Annotated in this window: 25 protein-coding genes; 8 read left to right on the top strand and 17 right to left on the bottom strand. The window is 41.7% G+C overall.

Annotation, left to right across the window (positions count from 1 at the left end; all coding sequences use genetic code 11):
• Positions 1–17: 17 nt before the first annotated feature.
• Genes AB6T38_RS16630 through AB6T38_RS16620 form a run of 3 tightly spaced genes read right to left on the bottom strand, consistent with a single transcriptional unit; the run spans position 18 to position 3,333 of the window.
• Entirely contained in the window at positions 18–1,307 is a 1,290-nt protein-coding gene (locus tag AB6T38_RS16630) for an N-acetylmuramoyl-L-alanine amidase (protein WP_372548413.1), read from the bottom strand.
• 53 nt (positions 1,308–1,360) lie between these two features.
• Positions 1,361–1,819, bottom strand: a complete 459-nt coding sequence (tsaE, locus tag AB6T38_RS16625) for a tRNA (adenosine(37)-N6)-threonylcarbamoyltransferase complex ATPase subunit type 1 TsaE (protein WP_348492384.1) — start codon at positions 1,817–1,819, stop codon at positions 1,361–1,363.
• Entirely contained in the window at positions 1,816–3,333 is a 1,518-nt protein-coding gene (locus AB6T38_RS16620; RefSeq protein ID WP_372548372.1) for an NAD(P)H-hydrate dehydratase, read from the bottom strand. The genes tsaE and AB6T38_RS16620 overlap by 4 nt, the downstream gene beginning before the upstream one ends.
• On the opposite strand from AB6T38_RS16620, the gene queG reads away from it, so the two are divergent.
• Entirely contained in the window at positions 3,327–4,478 is a 1,152-nt protein-coding gene (queG, locus tag AB6T38_RS16615; RefSeq protein WP_372548371.1) for a tRNA epoxyqueuosine(34) reductase QueG, read from the top strand. The genes AB6T38_RS16620 and queG overlap by 7 nt on opposite strands.
• A gap of 130 nt (positions 4,479–4,608) precedes the next feature.
• Here queG and AB6T38_RS16610 read toward each other — a convergent pair whose 3' ends face one another.
• From AB6T38_RS16610 to nudC, 3 genes are all read right to left on the bottom strand, one after another.
• Positions 4,609–5,130, bottom strand: coding sequence for a hypothetical protein (locus AB6T38_RS16610; protein WP_372548370.1), 522 nt, complete (start codon positions 5,128–5,130; stop codon positions 4,609–4,611).
• Positions 5,130–6,203: a uroporphyrinogen decarboxylase gene (hemE, locus tag AB6T38_RS16605; protein ID WP_372548412.1), complete on the bottom strand. Its 1,074-nt coding sequence runs from the start codon at positions 6,201–6,203 to the stop codon at positions 5,130–5,132. Before hemE ends, AB6T38_RS16610 begins: the two co-directional genes overlap by 1 nt.
• A 363-nt stretch (positions 6,204–6,566) precedes the next feature.
• Complete coding sequence (nudC, locus tag AB6T38_RS16600) at positions 6,567–7,388, bottom strand: NAD(+) diphosphatase (RefSeq protein WP_372548369.1); 822 nt, start codon at positions 7,386–7,388, stop codon at positions 6,567–6,569.
• Positions 7,389–7,612: 224 nt separating this feature from the next.
• On the opposite strand from nudC, the gene rsd reads away from it, so the two are divergent.
• From rsd to AB6T38_RS16575, 5 genes are all read left to right on the top strand, one after another.
• Positions 7,613–8,074, top strand: a complete 462-nt coding sequence (rsd, locus tag AB6T38_RS16595) for a sigma D regulator (RefSeq protein ID WP_372548368.1) — start codon at positions 7,613–7,615, stop codon at positions 8,072–8,074.
• A 20-nt stretch (positions 8,075–8,094) separates the two neighbouring features.
• Positions 8,095–8,526, top strand: coding sequence for a transcriptional repressor (locus AB6T38_RS16590; RefSeq protein WP_372548367.1), 432 nt, complete (start codon positions 8,095–8,097; stop codon positions 8,524–8,526).
• A 332-nt stretch (positions 8,527–8,858) separates the two neighbouring features.
• Positions 8,859–9,290: a secondary thiamine-phosphate synthase enzyme YjbQ gene (locus AB6T38_RS16585; RefSeq protein ID WP_372548366.1), complete on the top strand. Its 432-nt coding sequence runs from the start codon at positions 8,859–8,861 to the stop codon at positions 9,288–9,290.
• 83 nt (positions 9,291–9,373) lie between these two features.
• Positions 9,374–10,555: an OmpA family protein gene (locus AB6T38_RS16580; RefSeq protein WP_372548365.1), complete on the top strand. Its 1,182-nt coding sequence runs from the start codon at positions 9,374–9,376 to the stop codon at positions 10,553–10,555.
• A 68-nt stretch (positions 10,556–10,623) separates the two neighbouring features.
• Positions 10,624–10,815 (top strand): hypothetical protein, encoded by a 192-nt coding sequence (locus AB6T38_RS16575; protein ID WP_372548364.1) that lies wholly within the window; start codon positions 10,624–10,626, stop codon positions 10,813–10,815.
• 144 nt (positions 10,816–10,959) lie between these two features.
• Here AB6T38_RS16575 and dnaB read toward each other — a convergent pair whose 3' ends face one another.
• From dnaB to AB6T38_RS16555, 4 genes are all read right to left on the bottom strand, one after another.
• On the bottom strand, positions 10,960–12,348 hold the full coding sequence (gene dnaB, locus AB6T38_RS16570) for a replicative DNA helicase (RefSeq protein WP_372548363.1): 1,389 nt from the start codon (positions 12,346–12,348) through the stop codon (positions 10,960–10,962).
• 388 nt (positions 12,349–12,736) lie between these two features.
• Positions 12,737–13,687 (bottom strand): DUF4097 domain-containing protein, encoded by a 951-nt coding sequence (locus AB6T38_RS16565; RefSeq protein WP_372548362.1) that lies wholly within the window; start codon positions 13,685–13,687, stop codon positions 12,737–12,739.
• A gap of 80 nt (positions 13,688–13,767) precedes the next feature.
• Positions 13,768–14,274: a hypothetical protein gene (locus AB6T38_RS16560; RefSeq protein WP_372548361.1), complete on the bottom strand. Its 507-nt coding sequence runs from the start codon at positions 14,272–14,274 to the stop codon at positions 13,768–13,770.
• Complete coding sequence (locus AB6T38_RS16555) at positions 14,267–14,833, bottom strand: RNA polymerase sigma factor (RefSeq protein ID WP_372548360.1); 567 nt, start codon at positions 14,831–14,833, stop codon at positions 14,267–14,269. The genes AB6T38_RS16560 and AB6T38_RS16555 overlap by 8 nt, the downstream gene beginning before the upstream one ends.
• A gap of 270 nt (positions 14,834–15,103) precedes the next feature.
• Here AB6T38_RS16555 and AB6T38_RS16550 point away from each other — a divergent pair, with 270 nt between their 5' ends.
• Positions 15,104–16,009, top strand: a complete 906-nt coding sequence (locus tag AB6T38_RS16550; RefSeq protein ID WP_372548359.1) for a hypothetical protein — start codon at positions 15,104–15,106, stop codon at positions 16,007–16,009.
• Positions 16,010–16,547: 538 nt separating this feature from the next.
• On the opposite strand, the gene rplI is transcribed toward AB6T38_RS16550, so the two are convergent.
• The 6 genes from rplI to AB6T38_RS16520 all read right to left on the bottom strand — a co-directional run bounded on the left by rplI (position 16,548) and on the right by AB6T38_RS16520 (position 19,686).
• Positions 16,548–17,000 carry a 50S ribosomal protein L9 gene (gene rplI, locus AB6T38_RS16545; protein ID WP_372548358.1) on the bottom strand — a complete coding sequence of 151 codons (453 nt, stop codon included), beginning with the start codon at positions 16,998–17,000 and terminating at the stop codon, positions 16,548–16,550.
• Positions 17,001–17,028: 28 nt separating this feature from the next.
• Positions 17,029–17,256, bottom strand: coding sequence for a 30S ribosomal protein S18 (gene rpsR, locus AB6T38_RS16540; protein ID WP_008843478.1), 228 nt, complete (start codon positions 17,254–17,256; stop codon positions 17,029–17,031).
• Positions 17,257–17,267: 11 nt separating this feature from the next.
• On the bottom strand, positions 17,268–17,690 hold the full coding sequence (gene rpsF / locus AB6T38_RS16535) for a 30S ribosomal protein S6 (protein WP_348492367.1): 423 nt from the start codon (positions 17,688–17,690) through the stop codon (positions 17,268–17,270).
• A gap of 195 nt (positions 17,691–17,885) precedes the next feature.
• Positions 17,886–18,410 carry a hypothetical protein gene (locus AB6T38_RS16530; RefSeq protein ID WP_372548357.1) on the bottom strand — a complete coding sequence of 175 codons (525 nt, stop codon included), beginning with the start codon at positions 18,408–18,410 and terminating at the stop codon, positions 17,886–17,888.
• A 38-nt stretch (positions 18,411–18,448) separates the two neighbouring features.
• Positions 18,449–19,192 (bottom strand): anti-sigma factor, encoded by a 744-nt coding sequence (locus AB6T38_RS16525; RefSeq protein ID WP_372548356.1) that lies wholly within the window; start codon positions 19,190–19,192, stop codon positions 18,449–18,451.
• The gene (locus AB6T38_RS16520) at positions 19,189–19,686 is read right to left on the bottom strand and encodes an RNA polymerase sigma factor (protein ID WP_372548355.1); all 498 of its coding nucleotides are present in this window, start codon (positions 19,684–19,686) and stop codon (positions 19,189–19,191) included. Before AB6T38_RS16520 ends, AB6T38_RS16525 begins: the two co-directional genes overlap by 4 nt.
• Before the next feature lie 133 nt (positions 19,687–19,819).
• Here AB6T38_RS16520 and AB6T38_RS16515 point away from each other — a divergent pair, with 133 nt between their 5' ends.
• The gene (locus AB6T38_RS16515) at positions 19,820–21,184 is read left to right on the top strand and encodes a S8 family serine peptidase (protein WP_372548354.1); all 1,365 of its coding nucleotides are present in this window, start codon (positions 19,820–19,822) and stop codon (positions 21,182–21,184) included.
• A 22-nt stretch (positions 21,185–21,206) separates the two neighbouring features.
• On the opposite strand, the gene AB6T38_RS16510 is transcribed toward AB6T38_RS16515, so the two are convergent.
• Positions 21,207–22,136: a hypothetical protein gene (locus AB6T38_RS16510; protein ID WP_372548353.1), complete on the bottom strand. Its 930-nt coding sequence runs from the start codon at positions 22,134–22,136 to the stop codon at positions 21,207–21,209.
• Positions 22,137–22,174: the final 38 nt, after the last annotated feature.

Genomic DNA, 22,174 nt, shown 5'->3' with positions numbered 1-22,174 from the left:
GCGAAAAACGATTTTATTTAGGTGCTTGGAATGGTTAATACTTGACCTATTCTCACCGTATCATTACGCATATTATTCGCTTCTTTTATGGCGCTAATTCGAACTTTGTATCGTTGTGCTAATAATGACAAGGATTCACCACTTCGTACTTTGTGGGTTCGTTTTTCAGAGCGTGCATTGTTAGCCCATAGGGTACCATCGGGTGGCAGTTTCCGAAAATGCTGTTTAATGGCTGAAAAAACTGAACTCGCTAATTTTTGACGATGTTGATTCCAATTGAGATTCTTTTCTTCATTTGGGTTGGAAATAAACCCCACTTCCACAAGAATGGATGGAATATCAGGCGAAGTTAACACCGCTAAACTTGCCGCCTGCGGGAGTTTTTTATGCAAGCTTGTGACTTGTTTTAGTTCAGAAATTACCATTTTACTGATGTCATAACTGGTAGTTAATGAGTGATCCATGGACATATCCAACAAAGCTTGGGCTAGGTAGCGTTCACTTGCGGTATCTTGAATCACCTCAGCCGCCCCGCCTAGCAACTCTGAATGGCGTTCAGTTCTTTCCATCCAGCGCCCTAACACTGAATTCGCCCTGCCCATTGATAACACCCAAACAGATGCACCTTTGGGCTGAGGAGTTGTAAAGGCATCGGCATGAATGGACACAAAGAGGTCTGCTTTATTTTTACGCGCAATATCCGGACGTGCATTAGGTGAAATATAATAATCCCCAGTTCGGATTAATACAGCCCGTAAACCAGGTTCAGCATCAATCAACTTAGCTAACCTTTTACTGACACTAAGCGTAATATTTTTCTCGTAGGTCCCGGCACGACCTACTGAGCCAGGGTCTTCTCCACCATGGCCAGCGTCAATGGCGATGATAATGTCGCGATCTCTAGTAGAGCTCTCAGAACTCATTACCACTTGCTGAGTTCTTTCGGATTGATCACTTAAATCTATCACTAGACGGTTTTTATAGGGAGCTGTTGGGGGTAATGCAAAAATTTCCGTATTCAACTTCCGTTTAAGTTCAAGCACAACCCTAACTGATGAGGGATCTTTGGCCGTGCTGTAGCGTATTTTTTTAACTAAATTTGACGACTTGGCTAACTTAGCTAGGTCAATCTTGCCTTTGGTATTGGCTAAATCAATAACTAAGCGCTCAGGGTTGGAAAGGGTAAAGTAAGAATATTCAGGCTCTTGGGTTAGGTCTAATACCACACGCGTATTATCGGGAGATGGCCACATTCGTAATGCTTCAATGGCATTTTGTGCGAAACACAAATGACTGATTAGCAGCATCAAAATGCCACTCAATACTTGAACCTTCAGTCTAGATACACTTTTCATCATTATTATTTTTGTAATATCTCAACAATTTTTCGCCCGACTTCAGACTGGGACGCTAGATGGATGCGCCTTCCATCAGCTTCAAATTCTATACTAATCTCTAAATCAGCAGTTGCCAATAGACCAGCACCTTTATCAGGCCACTCAATCAAACAAATACAATCATCTGCGAAATAATCCCGAATTCCCATGTATTCAAGCTCTTCAGGATCTGCCAAACGGTACAAGTCAAAATGAAACACTCGCCAAGATGAAACTTCATATGGTTCGACAATAGTATAAGTGGGACTTTTGACATTTCCCACATGCCCTAAACCATGCAAAAAGCCGCGACTGAAAGAGGTTTTCCCAGCGCCAAGATCTCCGGTTAAATAGATCACTAAGTGCTCAGTAGTGAGTTGCGCGATTTGTTTAGCAATATCGAGTGTAGCTGCCTCATCTGGCAAAAACTGGGTATATTTCATTTTCTGTTAACTAGTTGCCTTAAATAATCAAATAAATCGCTGGCAATCATACCACGTTGACCAAAGTTATCCGCCACTAAATCTGCTGCAGCAGAATGTATACAAGTACCAAATAAGCTAGCCTCAGGCGCTGTCATACCTTGTGCTGCTAACGAGCCCAAAACACCCGACAATACATCTCCCATTCCAGCCGTCGACATACCGGGGTTTCCATTTGCACAAACATAAGTGGCCACCTGACTATGTACGATACTGCCTGCCCCTTTGAGAATGCAATTACCGCCATAATTTTCTACCAACTTAGTCGCGGCAGCATAACGATCATTTTCTACGCTTTCGATACTAGTATCCAGTAGCCTTGCTGCTTCTGCACTATGGGGTGACATTATCAAATAGGATAAATTTAAAGCGTGTAATTGATGACTCAGCAAATTTAACCCATCGGCATCAATTATAAGCGGTTTATCTTGGTGGATGAGATAACTAAATAATTGATTAAAGGTTTCCTGGCTCCAGGAAGTCTGCCCTAAGCCAGGCCCAAAGACGATACAATCTGCCCACTCTAACATCTGTAATAAGTTTTCACTGCTGGCCATTATTTCCGGTCGGCCTTGTACAATTGAAGAGCTTGAATTGGCATGGCAATAAACTTTCACTAATCCAGCTCCAGTGCGCATTGCAGCTTCGGCTGTCATACGAATAGCCCCAGCCATTCCATTATTTCCGCCAATGCAAAGTAATTTACCATTGTTGCCTTTGTGACTATTCAAAGCTCGCGAAGCTAAGGGGGCAAAGTCAGTATATTCAATTAAGCGTGCTCGTGCTTTCATTAGGTGAGCAAAGCTTTCACCGATATTCAGCTGTTTGAAAATTAGATTGCCACACCTTTGTTTGCCATTGCCGGTAACAAGTCCGGTTTTAATGCCAACAAAAGTAATAGTAGTATCAGCATTAACACAAGCCCCTAGTGTTACCCCAGTATTAGCATCAAGACCCGATGGAATATCAATAGATAATTTATGTGCACTGGATTGGTTAATACGCTGAATAACAGATTGATAAGAGGATGAAACTGCGCCTGACAAACCCGTGCCTAACAAACCATCCACAATCAGCTCAAAATGTTCGGTATCCACCAGCCGAATATCAGCTACTTCTCCGCCATTGGCCAACCAACTTTGTTGCGCTAGTAATGCATCCCCTGATAACTGCCGAGCCGGATCAACTGAGGCTAAGGACACCCTGTAGCCATCTGCAAGTAACAGACTGGCAGCAACATAACCGTCACCACCATTATTGCCGGTTCCCACAGCAACTAGAATATTGGTTTGATGATCAAAATGAGTCTGGATCCAGTCAAATAACGTTTCTCCAGCTACCTGCATTACCTCATAAAGGGGAATCGACATCTGCTTAGCAGCTTCTAACTCTCCTTCTCTTACACACTGCGCTGTATATAGATTTTGTGATAACCTTTGTTCCGACAATTCTGCTTTTAAGGACCGCTGTGACACAATTATCTCCTCATTTTCTCAATACTTTAGCCAAAAATATCAAGGAGTGGGGCAAAGCGCTAGGTTTTCAACAAGTAGGAATTGCGGATACAGACTTGTCTCAACATCAAGCTCACCTTGAAAGCTGGTTAGATAAAGGCTTTAACGGTGAGATGCAGTTTTTCCAACGTAACCAGGAAAAACGAGCAGATCCCGCTAAGTTAGTAGAAGGCACTTTGCGATTAATTAGTGTGCGCATGGACTATTTGCCCCCTGACGCTAGTTTTGCAAAGGACTTAAAACGGTCTAAAACCGCTTATATAAGTCGTTACGCCGTGGGACGTGATTATCATAAATTGGTGCGTAATCGACTTAAAAAACTTGGAGAAAAAATACAGCAACAGTTTATTGATTTGGAATTTCGTCCATTCGTAGACTCAGCACCAGTGTTAGAACATGCTGTTGCGGAAAAAGCCGGAATTGGTTGGACGGGTAAACATTCATTAACCATCAATAAAGAAGCTGGCTCTTGGTTTTTCTTAGGAGAATTATTCGTCAACATTCCGCTGCCCATCGACCAACCAGTGGAAGAAAATTGCGGCAGTTGCAACGCTTGTTTGACCATATGCCCTACCCAAGCCATTGTCGAACCCTATGTTGTTGACGCACGACGCTGTATTTCATACTTAACCATTGAATATGATGGAGTGATATCTGAAGAGCTGCGAGTCGCTATGGGCAATCGTATTTACGGTTGTGATGATTGCCAATTAATTTGCCCTTGGAATCGTTATGCCCAATTGACTGAGGAAAAAGACTTTTATGGTCGTAAAATGATCAAAGGAGAAGACTTAGTTAATTTGTTTTTATGGGATGAAACTCAATTCCTGGCTAACACCGAAGGCTCAGCCATCCGCCGAATTGGTTTTCAAAAGTGGCAGAGAAATTTAGCCATTGCCATGGGTAATGCCGAATTTGACCAACGCATTTTAGATGTGCTGCAAGCAGCATTGAACAATAGCAGTGAAATGGTTGCAGAACACATTCAATGGGCCATTGAGCAACAATGTGAACGACAACAAAAGCTGTCATCCCCCACCCAAACCTTAAGACTGAAACAACGTTTAATTAGGAGTGTAGAAAAGGGTCTGCCGCGAGACGCATAGGGAATAACTTGAGAGACTATTTATCTAAAAAAACATGAAAAAAGGTTTTGCCGTCTTTACTCGTTGTTGACGATGACGTCCCCGCATATTGCCACCAATCAGAGTCACGCATTGTAGAAAAAATCCTTCCTCAATTTTGGTGCTCACCGGCATATTCACCTATCATCTGACAACGACTGTCATCGCAATCAAGGCGATGCAGATTAATTAAATCAGCTTCTTGGTGTAGCGCCAAAAAATCACTGATTTGATTTTGTGCGGTTAAGTTTGCCTTATTGACGGTGTAACCTTTCTCAAACTCGGTTTCTTTAGTTTGCTGTTGTTGACGGGTTAATTTCGAGTGCTGAAATGCCTCGCCCAACTCAGCTAACTCCTTTGCCTGTTGTTGCAGCCAACTTTGCTGTGTTGAAGCGGCACTTGAGTAAGTTTCAGCCTGTATTTCGAGGTTTTCAGGTTTGGCTTGAATAGCGTTTATTTTATTGGCATCAATGCTGGACTTGGAGCTGTCACCGTCGATTTCAATAATCACTTTTTTGGTTATACCATCGGTTTGTAGTTGATTGCCGTTACTTTCAGCCTGAAGAGCGCCAAACCAATATCCAACTACGAATATCAATACTGCGCCCAAGGACAAAACTAGCGGCGTTTTCACTATTTTGATGTTTGGTGATAAGGCTTACTGAATTTGTGTACAGCTTCCACGAATACACCGGCATTTTCAGGCGGTACATCTAAATGAATACCATGGCCAAGGTTAAATACATGACCAGGGCCTTCACCAAATCCAGCCAAGATACTTTGTACTTCTTCTTCAATACGCGGCGCTGGTGCATAAAGAATAGAAGGATCCATATTGCCTTGAAGGGCGACTCTGTCCCCAACTCGACGTTTTGCATCAGCAATATCAATGGTCCAATCAAGTCCAACACCATCACACCCAGTGTCAGCAATTTTCTCTATCCAAGCTCCACCGTTTTTGGTGAATAATGTAACAGGAATTCGCTGTCCATCATGTTCACGGATCAAGCCATCAACAATTTTGTGCATATATTGTAATGAAAACAATTGGTAATCTCTTGGCGTAAGCACACCTCCCCAAGTATCGAACACCATAACCGATTGTGCACCTGCTTTAATTTGCGCATTAAGGTACAAAATTACCGAGTCTGCGAGTTTATCTAACAACAAGTGCAATGATTTAGGATCCGCAAAAGCCATTTTCTTAATCTTAGTAAATGCTTTGCTCGCTCCGCCTTCGACCATATAGGTTGCTAGTGTCCAGGGACTGCCAGAAAAACCTATTAAAGGTACTTCTCCTTTCAGGTTGCGTCGAATAGTGCGTACCGCATTCATCACATATCCCAATTCATCTTCTGGGTCTAGGATGGGTAACGCCTTAATTTCCGCGTAACTTGACAACGGATGCTTAAATTTAGGCCCCTCTCCCGCTTCAAAATACAAACCCAAGCCCATGGCATCTGGAATCGTTAGAATATCAGAAAACAAAATAGCGGCATCTAAATCGAAGCGACGTAAAGGCTGTAAGGTTACTTCGCAAGCCAACTCTGCGTTTTTACAAAGTGACATGAAATCGCCAGCCTCTGCACGAGTCGCTTTATATTCAGGTAAATAGCGACCTGCTTGACGCATCATCCATACGGGGGTGACGTCGACGGGTTGACGAAGCAAGGCGCGTAAATAGCGATCGTTTTTTAACTGCATGATTTATCCGTTGTATAAAGGAGTTTATATATACCGACCAGCATCTATATTAAGTCGGTGAATAACCCACTAATTTTAAAATTGCGGCTTAGTTTAGTAAAAAAGTGGTCTGGAGGGTATATTTATTAGTTTTTAGTTTTTAGTTTTTAGTTTTTAGTTTTTAGTTTTTAGTTTTTAGTTTTTAGTTTTTAGTTTTTAACAATTATTTGTTATAACGTTTTTTGAAAAAAACGCTTGATTTACGTTATCGCAATTTGGTATAAAACAATAGCTTTAAAACTTATAAAAATTAAGAAGCTCGTTTGACGAGACCTCTACGCTAAACATTGTAACCCTGCTCCAGCAGGGTTTTTTATTGCTTGTAGTTTATTTTTCTTGCTGTGATATCTGTCGCAAAGTTTCTTCAATCAATTGGCCAGCAATAGATATTTTCGGTGGAATGACGGGTAAATTATTCGGTTCATACCAATGAGCCTCTATAATTTCATCTCCATCAACCTCAATCTCGCCACTGTCATGCTCCGCTAAATAGCCCATCATTAAAGAATGTGGGAATGGCCAAGGTTGGCTGCCAAAGTACTCAAGATTTTTTATTTTAACCCCGACTTCCTCGAAAACCTCTCGGTGAACGGCTTGCTCGAGGCTTTCGCCACTTTCTACAAATCCCGCCAGAGTAGAAAACATTTTACGGTCTTTATGTGCCCTACCTTGTGCCAATAGAATCTTGTTGCCTTTGCGTATAGCAACAATGATACATGGCGAAACTCGAGGATAGCAGCGATGGTTACAGTTATAGCAGTGGGTAGCCATTTCCCACTTTACTTGCTGCATGGTGCTTCCGCATTGCCCGCAGTAACGATGAGTGCGTCGAAACAGTATCCACTGCCACGCACGGGCGACTGTCTGAAACAGCGGGAAATTACTGCCTAGGTAAATTCCACGCAGACTCATTGTTTCGTAATCATCAATAACCAATTGTTCATTTCCCACATCAACAGCTAAACATGGGATACCGTCAAATTCACCTAATGAAATGATTTGATCATCATAGTGGTGAATCATCGCCAGATCCTGCCAAGTTGCCCTAAGCAACTCCTGCTGTTTCTTATTCGCGACAATCCTATCCCCCATAAAAATGATCCACTGAACTTCAGTATTAACGCCGATTTCTTTTATATTTATTAGCATAAGTCACACATATGTCGTCCATAAGAGACACCAAAACACGGTATTGAGTTCCAGTATTTGAGGTCAGATTGATTAAATTAGTTTAACACGATTTATCATTGTTCCTGAACGGCGAATGTTACTATTGATCTACGTCAATAGACTAAAGCATAGTTTAGTTAAACTATTGGTGATGATATACTAAGCTGAATATGATACGAAAAGCGCTCTTTTAAGGATTCGCAATGTTAACCAAAGTCGAACTCGCCAAACAAAAATGGAGTGGCTACCACAAATCTGTTGATATTTGGTTGCTAGAGCGACAAAAATTGTTGGTTCAATATTGTCAATTAGCGGGTTTACCTCCTTTCGAGAAAAAATCCTCTGGTTTGCCGGAAGTAAGTGAAATTAGATTGTTTTGTGAAACCTTAGTAGACTATGTGTCAACTGGTCATTTTGAGGTTTACGACAAATTAGCGTCTGACCCTAAACAGAATAATGATGACCAAAGCCTTGAAAAATCTGTTTTTCCTCGCATATCAGAAACAACAGAAGAGGCTCTAGCCTTTAACGATTTATTTGCAGAAGTTTCTTCAGATAACGATTTGGCTAATTTTGACGAAAAACTTTCGTTGCTGGGTCAACAACTAGAAGCACGATTTGAATTGGAAGATCAGTTGCTTCATTCTCTGAATAACCAGAGTTGAAAAGGAAATATTTAGCAATAATGAATATCGACGTGCAATTATCTAGAGCTAGAGAATACTGTGAAGGGAAAGGTGCTCGATTCACAAACCTTAGAGAAAAAGTATATGAATTGCTGTTAAGTAAAAGTAGTTCAGTCGGGGCTTATGAATTATTAGACGAGCTTAAAGTAACTGAAAGCGGAGCCAAACCTGCTACTGTTTATCGTAGTTTGGACTTTCTACTCGAATTTGGTCTTGTTCATAGACTAGAATCAACCAATGCATTTGTAGCTTGTCATCATTTTGATTGTAGCCACCCGGTACAATTCTTAATTTGTGACAATTGTGGGTTGGTGAAAGAGATTCAGTCAGAAGGATTGAAAGAGACATTAGACAAACAAGCTAAGTCTGTAGGGTTCAAAGTCAGTAAACAAACAATTGAAGCCCATGGAACCTGTGCACTCTGCCAATAGATATCCGTTCCAATCACTTTTAGTTTAGCTTGCAACTTAGTTAGATAGATAAGGCTGAATTTGTTGAGCCATCAGCAATGATTGTAAAATTAAAAATACAACCGACAAGTTTAGGATACAAAGTTTTTAAGTATGGGTTTGAAAGTGCTAAACGCTAGCGGTAAAATCCCGCCGGTAAAAAAATTCGGTAGGTTTGCTTTGCCCTCACCTATTGTAGTTTGTGTTAAAATCCATACAATTAGCCGCCTAGCAGGAGACATCAACTAGAATAGTCGAATACGCTAGGCAAATAAAGACATATTTAAACGTATGTTTTAATAATTAGTGTCGCAATGTGGATACAGAAAAGAATAACAATAAGAGTTAAAGCTAGAGGGTTTCATTTGATTACAAAGGAAATTCTCGATCAACTTCCTGAAATAAGAGAAGTGGAGATAGGTATGCTGAATTTATTCATTCAACACACCAGTGCAAGCTTAACCATTAATGAAAATGCAGACCCTACGGTAAGAATTGATCTTGAAACTCAAATAAATCGTATGATCCCTGAAGGCTCGGAACACTATTTGCATAATATCGAAGGTGACGATGATATGCCGGCACATATTAAAGCGAGTATTTTTGGTAACAATTTAAATATTCCGATTGACGCTGGCAAGCTAGCAACAGGGACTTGGCAAGGCATATACTTAGGCGAGCACCGAGACCATGGTACACAAAGAGTTATAGTGGCGACACTTCAAGGACTCGATAAAAGCGTGTAAAAACGACTGTTTTACACGTAAAAATGAAAAAATTTGAATATTTTACTTTTAATTTAGATAACCACTACACACGGGATGGAAACATGAAAAAATCATTGATTGCAGCAAGTCTTTTAGCTGCTATTTCAAGTAACGCTTTCGCAGCTGAAGATTCTTCAGACAAATATTGGGTCGGCGGCTTTACTGAGATTTATAAGCCAGATGAAGAGAAGAGTTTCGACTTTACTTCATTCGATGCTGGCCTAGGACTTGGTGCTGAAGTTGGTGTAAGAGAAAGTGAGCACTGGGGTGGCCGCTTTGAAATTGCTAAAGTTAGCTTAGAAAACGATGCAGACCTTGTAGATGATAGCGCAACTCGTTTCGGTATTGATGCTATGTACTTCCTAGAAGATGACTTAATGTATATCTTCGGTGGTCTTAAGCACATCGATATGGTTGACTCTGGTAGCATGGCTAACCTTGGTCTTGGTAAACACTGGGATCTTTCTGAAAAAGTTAAATTAGTTACTGAAATTGCTGCTTACCATGATTTTGGAGAAGCATATAATGACGTAAGCGCTAAATTAGGTTTGGCTTATACATTTGGTTCAACTGCACCTAAAGCTCCTGGCGATGCTGACCAAGATGGCGTAAATGATAACCTTGACCAATGTCCTGATACAGCAATTGGTGCTCGCGTAGATAGCACAGGTTGTAGCATCGACACTGACGCTGACGGCGTATTAAACGACATCGACCAATGCCCAAATACTCCAGCAGGCACGCCAGTAGGCGCTAAAGGTTGTAGTTTAGCACTTGATAGTGACCAAGATGGTGTGCTTGATAACGTAGATCAATGTGCAAACACGCCACTTACAGATAAAGTTGATTCAACTGGCTGTAGTATTTTTGAAGAAGTAGAAGTACGTGAAACTTTAGAAGTGTTGTTCGCAAATAATAGTAGTGTTATTCAAAATCCTGATTCTGCTAAATTCCAAGAATTTGCTGACTTCATGAAACGTTTCCCGAATACACAAACTGCAATTGAAGGTCATGCTTCAGCTCCAGGTAAAGCTGACTACAACATGATGATTTCTCTTAAGCGTGCTAAAGCCGTAAGAACTTTACTTATCGAAAAGTACGGTATTGCAGCTGACAGATTGAGCGCTGAAGGTTTCGGTGAAACTCAATTGTTAGACACAAGCAATACAGCAGCGGCACATAAAGTAAACCGTCGTATTGAAGCTGTAGTAACAGCTATCAAGAAAGAAAAAGTATTACGTTAATAAGTAATAGTTATATTGAAAAACGGCCTTAGGGCCGTTTTTTTATACCTGAAATTCAATAATTTGAGATGATACTGTCAACCCCCGGGGCTAAAGCACCCGCCTACAAAGAAACCATGGAAAAACCACAAGACAAATCGGCCCATGGAAAACCACAAGAACATCCCCCCGTAGCATGGGCTTTAGCCCATGGAAAAACCACAAGACAAATCGACCCATGGAAAACCACAAGAAAATCCCTCCCGCAGCATGGGCTTTAGCCCATGGAAAAACCACAAGACAAATCGCCCCATGGAAAACCACAAGAAAATCCCCCCGTAGCATGGGCTTTAGCCCGTGGAAAAACCTGAAAATAAAATAAGATGCGCCACGAGACTTACCCCGTGAATAACCGACTCCAGCTACTACTCGTCGGAATAAGCAGGACCAGCATAATTGTCGAAGCGGGAAAATTGACCTTGGAATGTCAGCCGTACTGTGCCGATTGGGCCATTACGTTGTTTACCTAGAATAATCTCAGAGACGCCTTTTAGATCGGTGTTTTCGTTATACACTTCATCGCGGTAAATAAACATAATCAAATCTGCATCCTGCTCGATAGAACCGGATTCACGTAAGTCTGAGTTAATTGGACGTTTGTCTGCCCGTTGTTCCAAACTACGGTTTAGCTGCGAAAGAGCAACTACTGGTACATTCAATTCTTTGGCAAGGGCTTTTAGTGAACGAGAGATTTCAGCTATCTCTAAGGTACGGTTATCGCTTAAAGATGGCACTCGCATTAGCTGAAGGTAATCAATCATTATCATACTGATACCATCACGTTCCCGAGCTAATTTACGAGCACGAGTGCGCACTTCCATTGGAGTAAGACCGGAAGAATCATCAACAAAAAGGTTATCTTTATCTTTCAACATTGCCATTGTGTTGGAGATTCTGGCCCAGTCTTCATCGTCGAGCTGTGCGGTACGAATCTTGGTCTGATCAACACGACTCAAGGATGCTAACATCCTCATCATGATTTGTTCAGCAGGCATCTCTAGGGAAAATACCAATACCGGCTTTTCTTCCAACAACATGGCATTTTCGCACAGGTTCATGGCAAAGGTTGTTTTTCCCATGGAAGGACGAGCCGCGACAATAATTAAATCAGAACCTTGAAGTCCGCTGGTTTTTTTATCTAAATCAGTGTAACCAGTGGATACTCCAGTCACTTCTTTGTTGGTTTTAATTAAAGCTTCAAGACGATCTATTGTTTGTCCTAAGACAGATTCAACATCTTTAGGTCCCTCGTTGTTCCCCATGCGCTTTTCAGCAATTTGGAAAACTTGTGTTTCCGCAAGATCGAGGATTTCACTACTGTCACGACCTTCAGGGTTATATCCCACATCGGCAATTGAATGAGCAACACCGATCAATTCTCGAGTAATTGCCCGTTCTTTAATAATTTCTGCATAAGCTACTACGTTAGCAGCACTGGGAGTGTTTTGTGCTAGTTCCCCCAAATAGGTGAAACCGCCGGCTTCCTCGAGTTCGTCATGACTCTCTAACTCTTCAGAAACAGTAATAATATCAACAGGTTTGTTAGCAGATAATAATCGTACAATACTACGAAAAATAGTACGGTGAGAGCGGTTGTAAAAATCTTCTTCTACTACCACTTCTGCCACCTTGTCCCAGGAATCAGGGGCAATCAACATACTCCCTAGTACTGATTGCTCAGCTTCCATGGAATGTGGTGGAATTTTCAGTTTCTCAACTTTATCGTCTCTATTTTTATCCGGAACGGCTTTCACAACACTTAAATCTTTTAATAATGGGTCAAGTATTATGCGCTAAGATTGATATTGCATCAAAGTCTATCGTAAAAAAATTATTGGTAAACTTAGGTTTTTTTAATTGTACTGGGTAACACGTTTTGGGGCTTAAAGATTGTTTTTCTCCATGGGCTGAAGCCCATGCTACAGTAACAAACGCGTAGCCCCGTGATTTATCCCGGACATCCATGGCCTGAAGGCCATGCTACGAATAACCCCCTTAACCTGTAGACGGTGGCTTTAGCCCCGTGATTGATCACAGACATCCATGGCCTGAAGGCCAGGCTACGAATAACCCCCTTAACCTGTAGGCGGTGGCTTTAGCCCCGCAATTTATCCTGGACATCCATATCCTGAAGGACAAAGGTTATTTTTTGTCGACTTTAATTCTACCGCTAACGGTGGATACCTTAACTTGGCCATTTCCGCCATTGTGGGAAAACTCAAGCCAACGGCTTGGGCCATATTTGGCTTTATGTTCTTTATCTTTGCTAATTTTATTTGTTATTTTTCCACCTGCATGTCCTTGCAAGTCGAAGCGTGCAGAAATATCTGACTGAAAATATAAACTTATACTACCGCCAACACTGGTGGCCCGCACATCTCCTTGAGGAGCGAGCTCTAAACTGGCATCTACACTTCCATTTACTGTGTTTAAGTTTAAATGCTCAACTTTTCCTAAGGTTAACTCAATATCTCCATTGACTGTCTCAGCTTTCACTTCAGGAGCATCTAATGAAACATTAATGTCTCCGTTAACAGATTCATAAGTGGCTTCGCTAGCCGTTGAATCACGGTCTTTAATATCACCATTTACTGTTTGAATTTTGATATTCCCTTGCAACGAGTGGGCTTCCACATCGCCATTGACTGCCTCGATTCTCAAGCGCCCAGAAAGATTCGAAACATCAATTCCACCGTTAACCGTGTCGATATCAGCACTACCTCGAACCTCTTTGACCTCTACATTTGCATTGGTTGAGTTGTAATTCACATGACTGTTGAAAGGGACGTATATTTCCAAATCGTCACCATCATCGGAGTTCCAATTCCAACCATTTCGTTTACTATTAACCTTTATTTTGATGATGACTTCATTTCCATCACGTTCAAAAATAAATTTCTCTGTACGCTCCCCGAGTTCGCCAACGACTTTAACCTCATTATTCGCCCAGCCAGTAATGTTTGCGTAGCCGCCAAGATGCTCTATTTGCACATAACCGTTGTTATCTGCTTTCAATGTTTGGTCAACTTTCTCACCTGCGAAGGTAAAGGAGCTTAGCATGCACAACCCGACACTAAAAAATAGTCGTTTCATTTTCTTACCCTTAATGACATTCGCTAAAGCGAATTGGTGGTATTTTTTAACTTTCGAATTTTTACTCAAAGGTATTTTCATTAAATTTGTCTCCATTTAGGAGAGTGAACCCGTTCAATTAAATCAATCTGTTGTTGATGAACATTTTGCAACATTTTCAACAAGGCTATGTTGTTTGAATCATGCTTCAGCGCAGCTTTAATGGCATCCGCAGCTTCATCCAGTTCAGTTAACTGCTTCTGCCAGTTTTCCGTCAAAGCTGGCTGATCCTGAAACTTTACCAACAATGCGTCTTTTTGGGCTTTATGCTGACTACTCAAAGCCGCAACCAAATCTTGTCCTGTTATTTGTTCGGTAGCCGGCTGTAAGGAAAACCAACTAAGAACGCAGACAAGGGCAAAAGAAGCGGCAATTGCAATCATCTTGAAACTTGACTCAGTATTGTTTTTTTTATTCTGCTCATTAGGTGCCGCCTCTTCGGCTAACGCAATTTCAATACCCGCCCACAAATCCCGTTCAGGTTGTTTTTCATTACTCAGGGCATCTATTTGCACACGCAAGTCTTTATCAAAATCTCTTTTATTCATAACCCATCCACTCCTTTAACAAATGTTTAGCACGGTGAAACTGTGCTTTACTGGAGCCAACTGCCATATTCATGATGCTTGCAATATCCTCATGGCGGTAACCTTCTATTGCATGCAATACAAAAACAATTCTTGCCCGTTCTGGCAATCTCGCCACATGCCGCTCCAATTCACTTAGGTCAGTAGATTGCTCAGCTGCATATAAGTTTGCTTCTGAGTCTTCAATATTAAACATTCGCTTGACCCAGCCTCGCTGCTTACGTAAATATGAAATGGTAATGTTAGAAGTGACAGTATGTAACCAAGTTGAAAACTTACTATCTCCTTTGTAATTACCAATTTTACGCCACAGCTGAATGAAGACTTCTTGTGCAGCATCTTCTGCTAATGACTGATCACTAGTGAGCCGATAGCACAGCCCATATACCTGACCAATATAGGTTTGATATAGACGCTGATATGCATTTTTGTCGCCCTGTTGTACTGCTTTTATCAGGTCACGTTCTGATTTATCTTCAAACGTGCGCTGTGCAGAAACAACGTTTCCATGTGTATTCAATATTTTTATCGGTTTTCATATTGTGTTAAAGAGTTAGTCGCAGAGTAGATCAGAAAGGTTTAAACCACCAATTTTAAATTTTTAATCCCTTGCAAACACTCCCTCAAACAACTGATATTTATATGATTATTTTCAAAATAAATCCGAATATTCTTACATTAACTTGTTTATCAAAGGTATTTACTGCTCAAGAATTAATTTTCTAACCATTCGTAAAATAGTCGACTACAATTTTAATTCATATAAATAGGGTAAAAAGGTAAATCAATAATGAATATGGAAATAAGCCCCTTTAAACACATTTTAGTTGTGCTGCACGCCAATGAAGATCCATCAATCCCCTTAGCTAGAGCAACACGATTGTGCAGAGCCTACGCTGGGAAGATGAGTGTGTTTATTTCCCTCCATAACCTTTTTTATCCTAAGGCCAATTTTGACTTAGCTGACAATTTGCAAGAAATTGTCGATAACCAGCAGAGTACGATTATCGATATATTGACAAGTTGGGAAGCCACTGAGTTTGTTGAGGATATCTTTTTGTCTTGGCAGCAGAAACCGTCTTTAGCAATTGAGAAATTATTAACACAAAAAACCTTTAACATAATATTAAAAGCACCTTATCTACAAAGTGACTTTAAACGTCTATTTTTAAGTGGGTTGGACCATTATTTTGTAGCAAACTGTCCGTTGCCTGTGTGGATGGTTAAACCAAGACTTTGGGACAAACAGCTTGAAGTTCTAGCCTGTGTAGATATTAAAGATGATGATTTCGACAATCACTTACTAAACCGCAAAATTTTGGCGATTAGTGACAGACTAACTCAAGCTATTGGTGCACAAATGCACGTAATCGATTGTTACGACGGAGAAATAGGTACATTACATATCGACTTTAATAAACAGCGAGGCTTTAAACGAGAAGCAACTTTGAAACAGAAACATCAGGAAAAACTAAAACTCTATATCCAAGAATATTCCCTAGCCGAGGATGTCCTTCATTCCGTTGAAGGTATTCCAGATGAAGTCGTTCCCGAAAAGGCAGCTCTTTTAAATGCCGAAGTGGCGGTGATTGGAAATAATGAAGACAAGCACTTTTTCGACAAGATGTTTGGCGATACTGCAATGGCACTGACAGAATCCATGCCCTGTGATATTTTGGTTTTGAAGCCAGATTAACCTGTAGAACGGGCTTTAGCCCGTTAGATGCGCATCATCATCCATGGGCTGAAGCCCATGCTACACCAGACCTATCTCGCTGGAAAACACCTGTAGGACGGGCTTTAGTCCGTTGGATGCGCATCATCATCCATGGGCTGAAGCCCATGCTACACCAGACCTATCTTGCTGAAGAATCACCTGTAGGACGGGCTTTAGTCCGTTGGAAGCGCATCATCATCCATGGGCTGAAGCCCATGCTACACCAGACCTATCTTGCTGGAAAATACCTGTAGGGCGGGCTTTAGCCCGTTAGAAGCGCATCATCCATGGGCTGAAGCCCATGCTACACCAGACCTATCTTGCTGGAAAATACCTGTAGAACGGGCTTTAGTCCGTTGGAAGCGCATCATCATCCATGGGCTGAAGCCCATGCTACACCAGACCTATCTTGCTGAAGAATCACCTGTAGGACGGGCTTTAGCCCGTTGGGGGAACTTTTCTTCGGGCATAAAAAAACCTCGCCGGAGCGAGGTTTTTAAGTCTATAAATCTAAGATTTATGCTTCTTGGATGATAACCAATTTAACAGTGGTCATTACATCTGAGTGCAACTGTAAGTCAATTTCAAACTCACCAGTTTCACGCAAAGTACCAGTAGGCAATTTCACTTCAGATTTAGCAACTTCAACGCCAGCAGCTGTGATTGCATCAGCAATATCACGAGTACCAACTGAACCGAAAAGCTTACCTTCTTCGCCAGCTGGAGAAGCAATAGTTACTTCACCTAGCTCAGCGATTTTAGCAGCACGAGCTTCAGCAGTAGCTAAAGTTGCTGCAATGTTTGCTTCAAGTTCAGCACGTTGTGCTTCAAACTTTTCTACATTTGCTTTAGTTGCAGGAACTGCTTTTTTCTGAGGAAAAAGGAAGTTACGTGCATATCCTGATTTTACAGTGACAGTGTCACCCAAGCCGCCCAGGTTGGCGATCTTGTCTAGTAGAATGATTTCCATCTTTGCTACCTCTTAATTACGCCAACGATTACTTGTGAGAATCAGTATATGGAAGCAATGCTAGGAAGCGCGCGCGCTTGATAGCAGTTGACAACTGACGCTGATATTTAGCGCTAGTTCCAGTGATACGGCTTGGTACGATTTTACCACTTTCAGTGATATAGTTTTTCAGCAAAGCGATGTCTTTATAATCGATCTGGACAACACCTTCAGCTGAGAAACGGCAAAATTTACGACGTCTAAAAAAACGAGCCATTGTCTGTCTCCTTATGCTTTGTCTTCAGTGCTAGCAGACTCTACAGCTGCAGCAGGTGCTTCTTCTTGCTTTTCAGTGCGTTCCTGACGACGGTCGTCACGACGATCATCACGACGCTCTTCTTTCGCCATTGGAGACTGTTCAGTTTCAGCTCCTTTGGTACGCATAACAAGGTTACGAAGAACAATATCATTAAAACGGAAAGCAGTTTCTAGCTCTTCAATTGCTTCTGCAGTCGCTTCAGCATTGATTAGTACGTAGTGAGCTTTATGCAATTTTTCGATTGGGTATGCCAATTGACGGCGGCCCCAGTCTTCTAAACGGTGGATTGTTCCGCCGTCGTTCGTGATGATTCCGGTATAACGTTCAATCATACCTGGAACTTGTTCACTTTGGTCAGGGTGGACCATAAACACGATTTCGTAATGACGCATTGTTGCTCCTTACGGTTGTAGCCTCTTACAGCTCAGCTAAACTGTGTTGAGACAAGGAACTAAAGGTGATAGCTGATTTAAGCGCGCGAATTGTATATAAAGCCGACACTTAAGGCAACACTTATTTCTTAAGAAAGTGATGGGGCTTATGCCGCCATCACTTTTGTCCATAAAACCGATTCATTTAGGGTGCAATTAGTCCCTTTGCGATTTGTCTATTAAGTTGTCGATGACATCCTGTGCACTATAGGCTTCTTCGTTGAGTTTCACCCCTTTACCCATGCGAATATCTAAAATAGTGTGAACTTCTTTACGTTCATTACCAGACCCAGCAGCGATAGTCATATCAACCTCCGTTGAAGGTCGACGGTAGCTATTACAGGTGATTAATCCACAGTCACGCTCTAGCTGTCGTTGATGACTCACTCCCAACGACGATGATGGTTGGTAGGCTTCAGACTCTACAAAGGTCTCTTTGCTGGTTACCACAAACCAATCATAACCTTGCTGCTGAGTTAATTGAGCAGATCTCAGTAGCGCAAAGTCTGACGCATCGGCAACACTTCTTGAATAGCTTTTGAACTGCACTCGGTATCGATCATCTGTAATTTTTTGTTCACTGTAACCAACTGAACCATTTTGTGCGGCACGATAATCAGGTTTTGAAGCACAGCCTGACAACAAAAGAACGATTGATAAAAACATCATGATAGATTTCATATTTCACCTCTTTTAGATTAAACCAATTTTGTCTATATTTATTTGTTTACTAACCAATTATTGGCAATAGCTTGCTGCTCTTGGGTTTTGTCCATAGCTGCACCGTCAATAAGTTGATCAATTACTACATCTAACTCCTGCGCGCTTGAGGCAGTTTGATAATCCTCGCTATTCCCTTGCCCAGAATTAGAATGTTTCGCTTCGATATGCCAACCAGTAGCTTGTTTGCAGGCGATACTGGTACTGCTATTTTCATCAGTAGCCATTTGATATTGACGACACAACTGCCCTTGGTGATTAGCAAAACTAAGTTGAGCTTTCACCGCAGAGCCATTCTCAGTAAACGTGGTTTGGCCACTGACTGTGGTATCTAAAATACCAGCAATCTCCGTTGAAACACTTGAATTTGGCGCTTGTTGATTCAGGGTTAATAAACCCACAGCGGCAACCAAGGCCACCCCAGCAGCAATCGAATAAGGTAATTTGAAAGCGGGTTTATGCTTTTTCCATTTAGACATCTGAACCACATTGTCTTGCACCGGTTGCGCTCCAGAACCTTGTTTCGCATCTATTTGCTGGGCCAGTTCAGTTAACCTTTGCGGCACTGGCTGCTGGTCAATTTGCTGAGCATTTTCAACTACCCACTGATCAACTTGGGATAATTGTGCCAAACGCATGACTAACTCATCATCGGTTTCGAGGGCTTGACGAACCTGTTCCATTTCTTGCTGGTTCAGCTCGGCATCCAAAAAACCAGTTAATTTTTCGTCGCTGATAATCATGCATTTTCCCCTAACGTTTGCGGTTTAACTAAATTTAGTAAGGTATTTCGAGCCCTAGATAATCGACTCATTACCGTACCGACGGGAATTTCCATTGTCGACGCCACATCCTTATATGACATGCCCTGTAATGCCACTAATGACAAAATCGAGCGTTGGTCGGTGGGCAAGGTATCCATTGCAGAATTCACTTGAGTCAACAACTCTTGAGCTTCATGTTGCTTTTGTTGCTTGTGATATTCTTCTGTTTGTTCCTGCAACTCTGGTACTTGGGTCGCATTTTGTCTCACTTTACGTGAGCGATATTCATCGATCCAAACGTTACGACAGACTTTAAACGCCCATTTGAGAGTTTCCACATCTTCGGGTACACCTTTGCTTAAGATTCGTTCGAACGTTGCTTGTACTAAATCATCCGCGTCGGCACTACTACCAGTCAATGAATAGGCAAAACGCCTTAACATGGGTATGATATTTTCAAAGGATTCATTCATAGTTTTTCTCTTGTTTTCTCTCTCATTTATAAAGAAGACGGATGAGCTAGGATTTTATTCCAAAAAAAAATGAAATTTATTTTTAGCTGAAACGTTAACTGTTCAAGTTTAGTCTTTTCAGTAAGAGGTCTGCATGACACTGCAAAAATTCACTTTAGTTAGTTTACTGGCTTTTAGCCATCTAACATCCGCACAAATTATTAATACCAAAGGTATTGTAAAGCAAATTGATAGTCTTGAACGAAGCGTTGAGCGGATTGAGAGCCAAGTAAGCCAAAAGGTTACCGATCGACCCTTTGCGTTAAGTACCCTGCCCCCAATTGACGAACTGCTTACCGAGCCTCTTACGTTACTTCCAAAAACCTTAGCCATAGGGGAAAACCTGGGGAAACCTCTCTTTGTGGAAGTGGAAACAGAGGATGGTTGGCGCGCGATTCAGAATCAATGGGTGGTATTAGCCAATCCACAAACTAAACAACACCTAATAGCTTTAGGTGCCTTCATCAATTCTGAAACGAATTACTCTGGGCTTGGACTTTCATTGTTGCGTTTCACTGTGCCTGAATCTTTAGACTCTAAACAGGCGCTGGCGAAACACTTGCCAGAACAGACCTTAGAAAGCTTAGATCGTAATCATATTTATCAAGCGCAAACTGCCGCCCCACAAGCACAATCGTCTGTCACCGGTCAAAATCTAGAAAACAGCGCAAGTAAAGCCTTGTGCGACACCCCGGTCAAAATAGGCATGATAGACAGTGGGATTGACCAACAGCATGGCGCATTCGCCGACGCCATCATCATCGCAAAATCATTCTTAGTTGATGATTTATCCTCGCCCCAGGCACATGGTACAGCTGTGGCCAGTGTACTGGTGGGCGACTTAGGTCCTTTGACCCCCTTACTTAGCCACGGAAAAGTCTATTCTGCTGAAGTATTTTATCGACAATCTGATTATTCCCAAGGGGCAACTTTAGATGCCATGATTACAGCCTTGAACTGGTTAGTGGAAGAACAAATAAAGGTTGTCAATATGAGTTTGGCCGGCCCTCCCAATAAAATGTTAGCCACCATTATTAAAGCCGCCAGTCAGCAGGGAACCATAATTGTAGCCGCTGCAGGTAATCAAGGTCCCGCTGCACCGGAGCTTTATCCTGCGGGGTATCCAGAAGTGATTGCGGTGAGCGCTTTTGATAAGCAACAACAACCTTACCGCTGGTCAAATCGCGGTGACTATGTAGATTATTCGGCTTTGGGCGTGAATGTAGTAACAGCGCAAGTAAAGCGAGGGTTAGGCAAAGAGTCTGGGACATCCATGGCTGCCCCTGTGGTCTCGGCGGCGTTAAGCTGTTTGTTAACAGAATCAGGCCATCGAAACTCAGTTGATCGTCAAGCAATTCTAACCTCCCTTTCAGACCTAGCGGTTGATTTAGGTCCAAAAGGCAGGGATCCCATCTATGGAATTGGCGGGATTGTACGCAATCTTGGGGAAAGCAATTAAGTTAAGGATATGCTCACCCATCTTAGAAGCTATAATTTAAACCTAAACTGGCAACATTTTGTTGGTAACTTAGGTTTTCCATTTTCGATTTATAATTACCATGCTCTAACTCGGTCACAATAGATAAATTGTCGAAAATAAACATTTCCCAGTTAGCTTGTATAACTTGTCTGATTTCGTCTCGTTCTAAACTATAACGGGCCTGGAATTCAGACACTTCCACAGTGTCATAGTCTTTATATTGATATCGCCAACCTAGACCGACTTTAGACGACAACCCAAAGATATCGAATTTATGGGTTAGCTTAGTATTCAAACCCATTCCCCAGTAATTAAACTGGCTATCTTCAGCATTTTCTTTTTCAGCACTTAGTCCAATCAGCAACATTGTTTTAGCGTTATTCATAAAGTGAAATAGATCAGCTGATGCATTAAATCCAGTGGCGTCCCTTTCCGTAAGTTCAGTAAATGCTTTATTTTTCAGGTTCAAACTCCCACGCAGAAACGTCTCTGGTTGCAGGAACTTACCCACATACACACTCAGCTGTTGAAAGTCTAAGAAGGTGTCAGCTTGTAAACGGGCCTTAGCGCCGTCTAAACGCAATCCAAGTTCAACTTGGCTAAACTTATAGCTGCTATCTAGGCTGAATTGATGCAAATCCAAGTCATATTGTGAATACTCATTGTAACGTTGTTGATTGTAAGCATAGCGACTTGTGATTTGTGCTTTTGGGTTTATCTGCCACTTTCCTTGTAACATCCCACCCAGTGTATGCCCGCTATCGCTTTGGTTAGATACATCGTCCAATTCATCCACACTTAATGCAGAATTGTGAGTCAGACCAGCTTCAACTTCACCGCTTAGGTTAAACTCGGACTGATTGTCAGCGAAAACCAAAGAGCTGGTTGCACAAACTAATACGCAGGTAATATTTCGAATTGATATTTTCATATTTTGACCACCGATAATACATAAAGGACGCCGGCAAA

The sequence above is a fragment of the Aliiglaciecola sp. SL4 genome (assembly GCF_041538045.1).
GTDB lineage: Bacteria > Pseudomonadota > Gammaproteobacteria > Enterobacterales > Alteromonadaceae > Aliiglaciecola.
The sequence above is the reverse complement of the archived record's forward strand: the minus strand, read 5'-3'. Positions and strand labels throughout refer to the sequence as shown.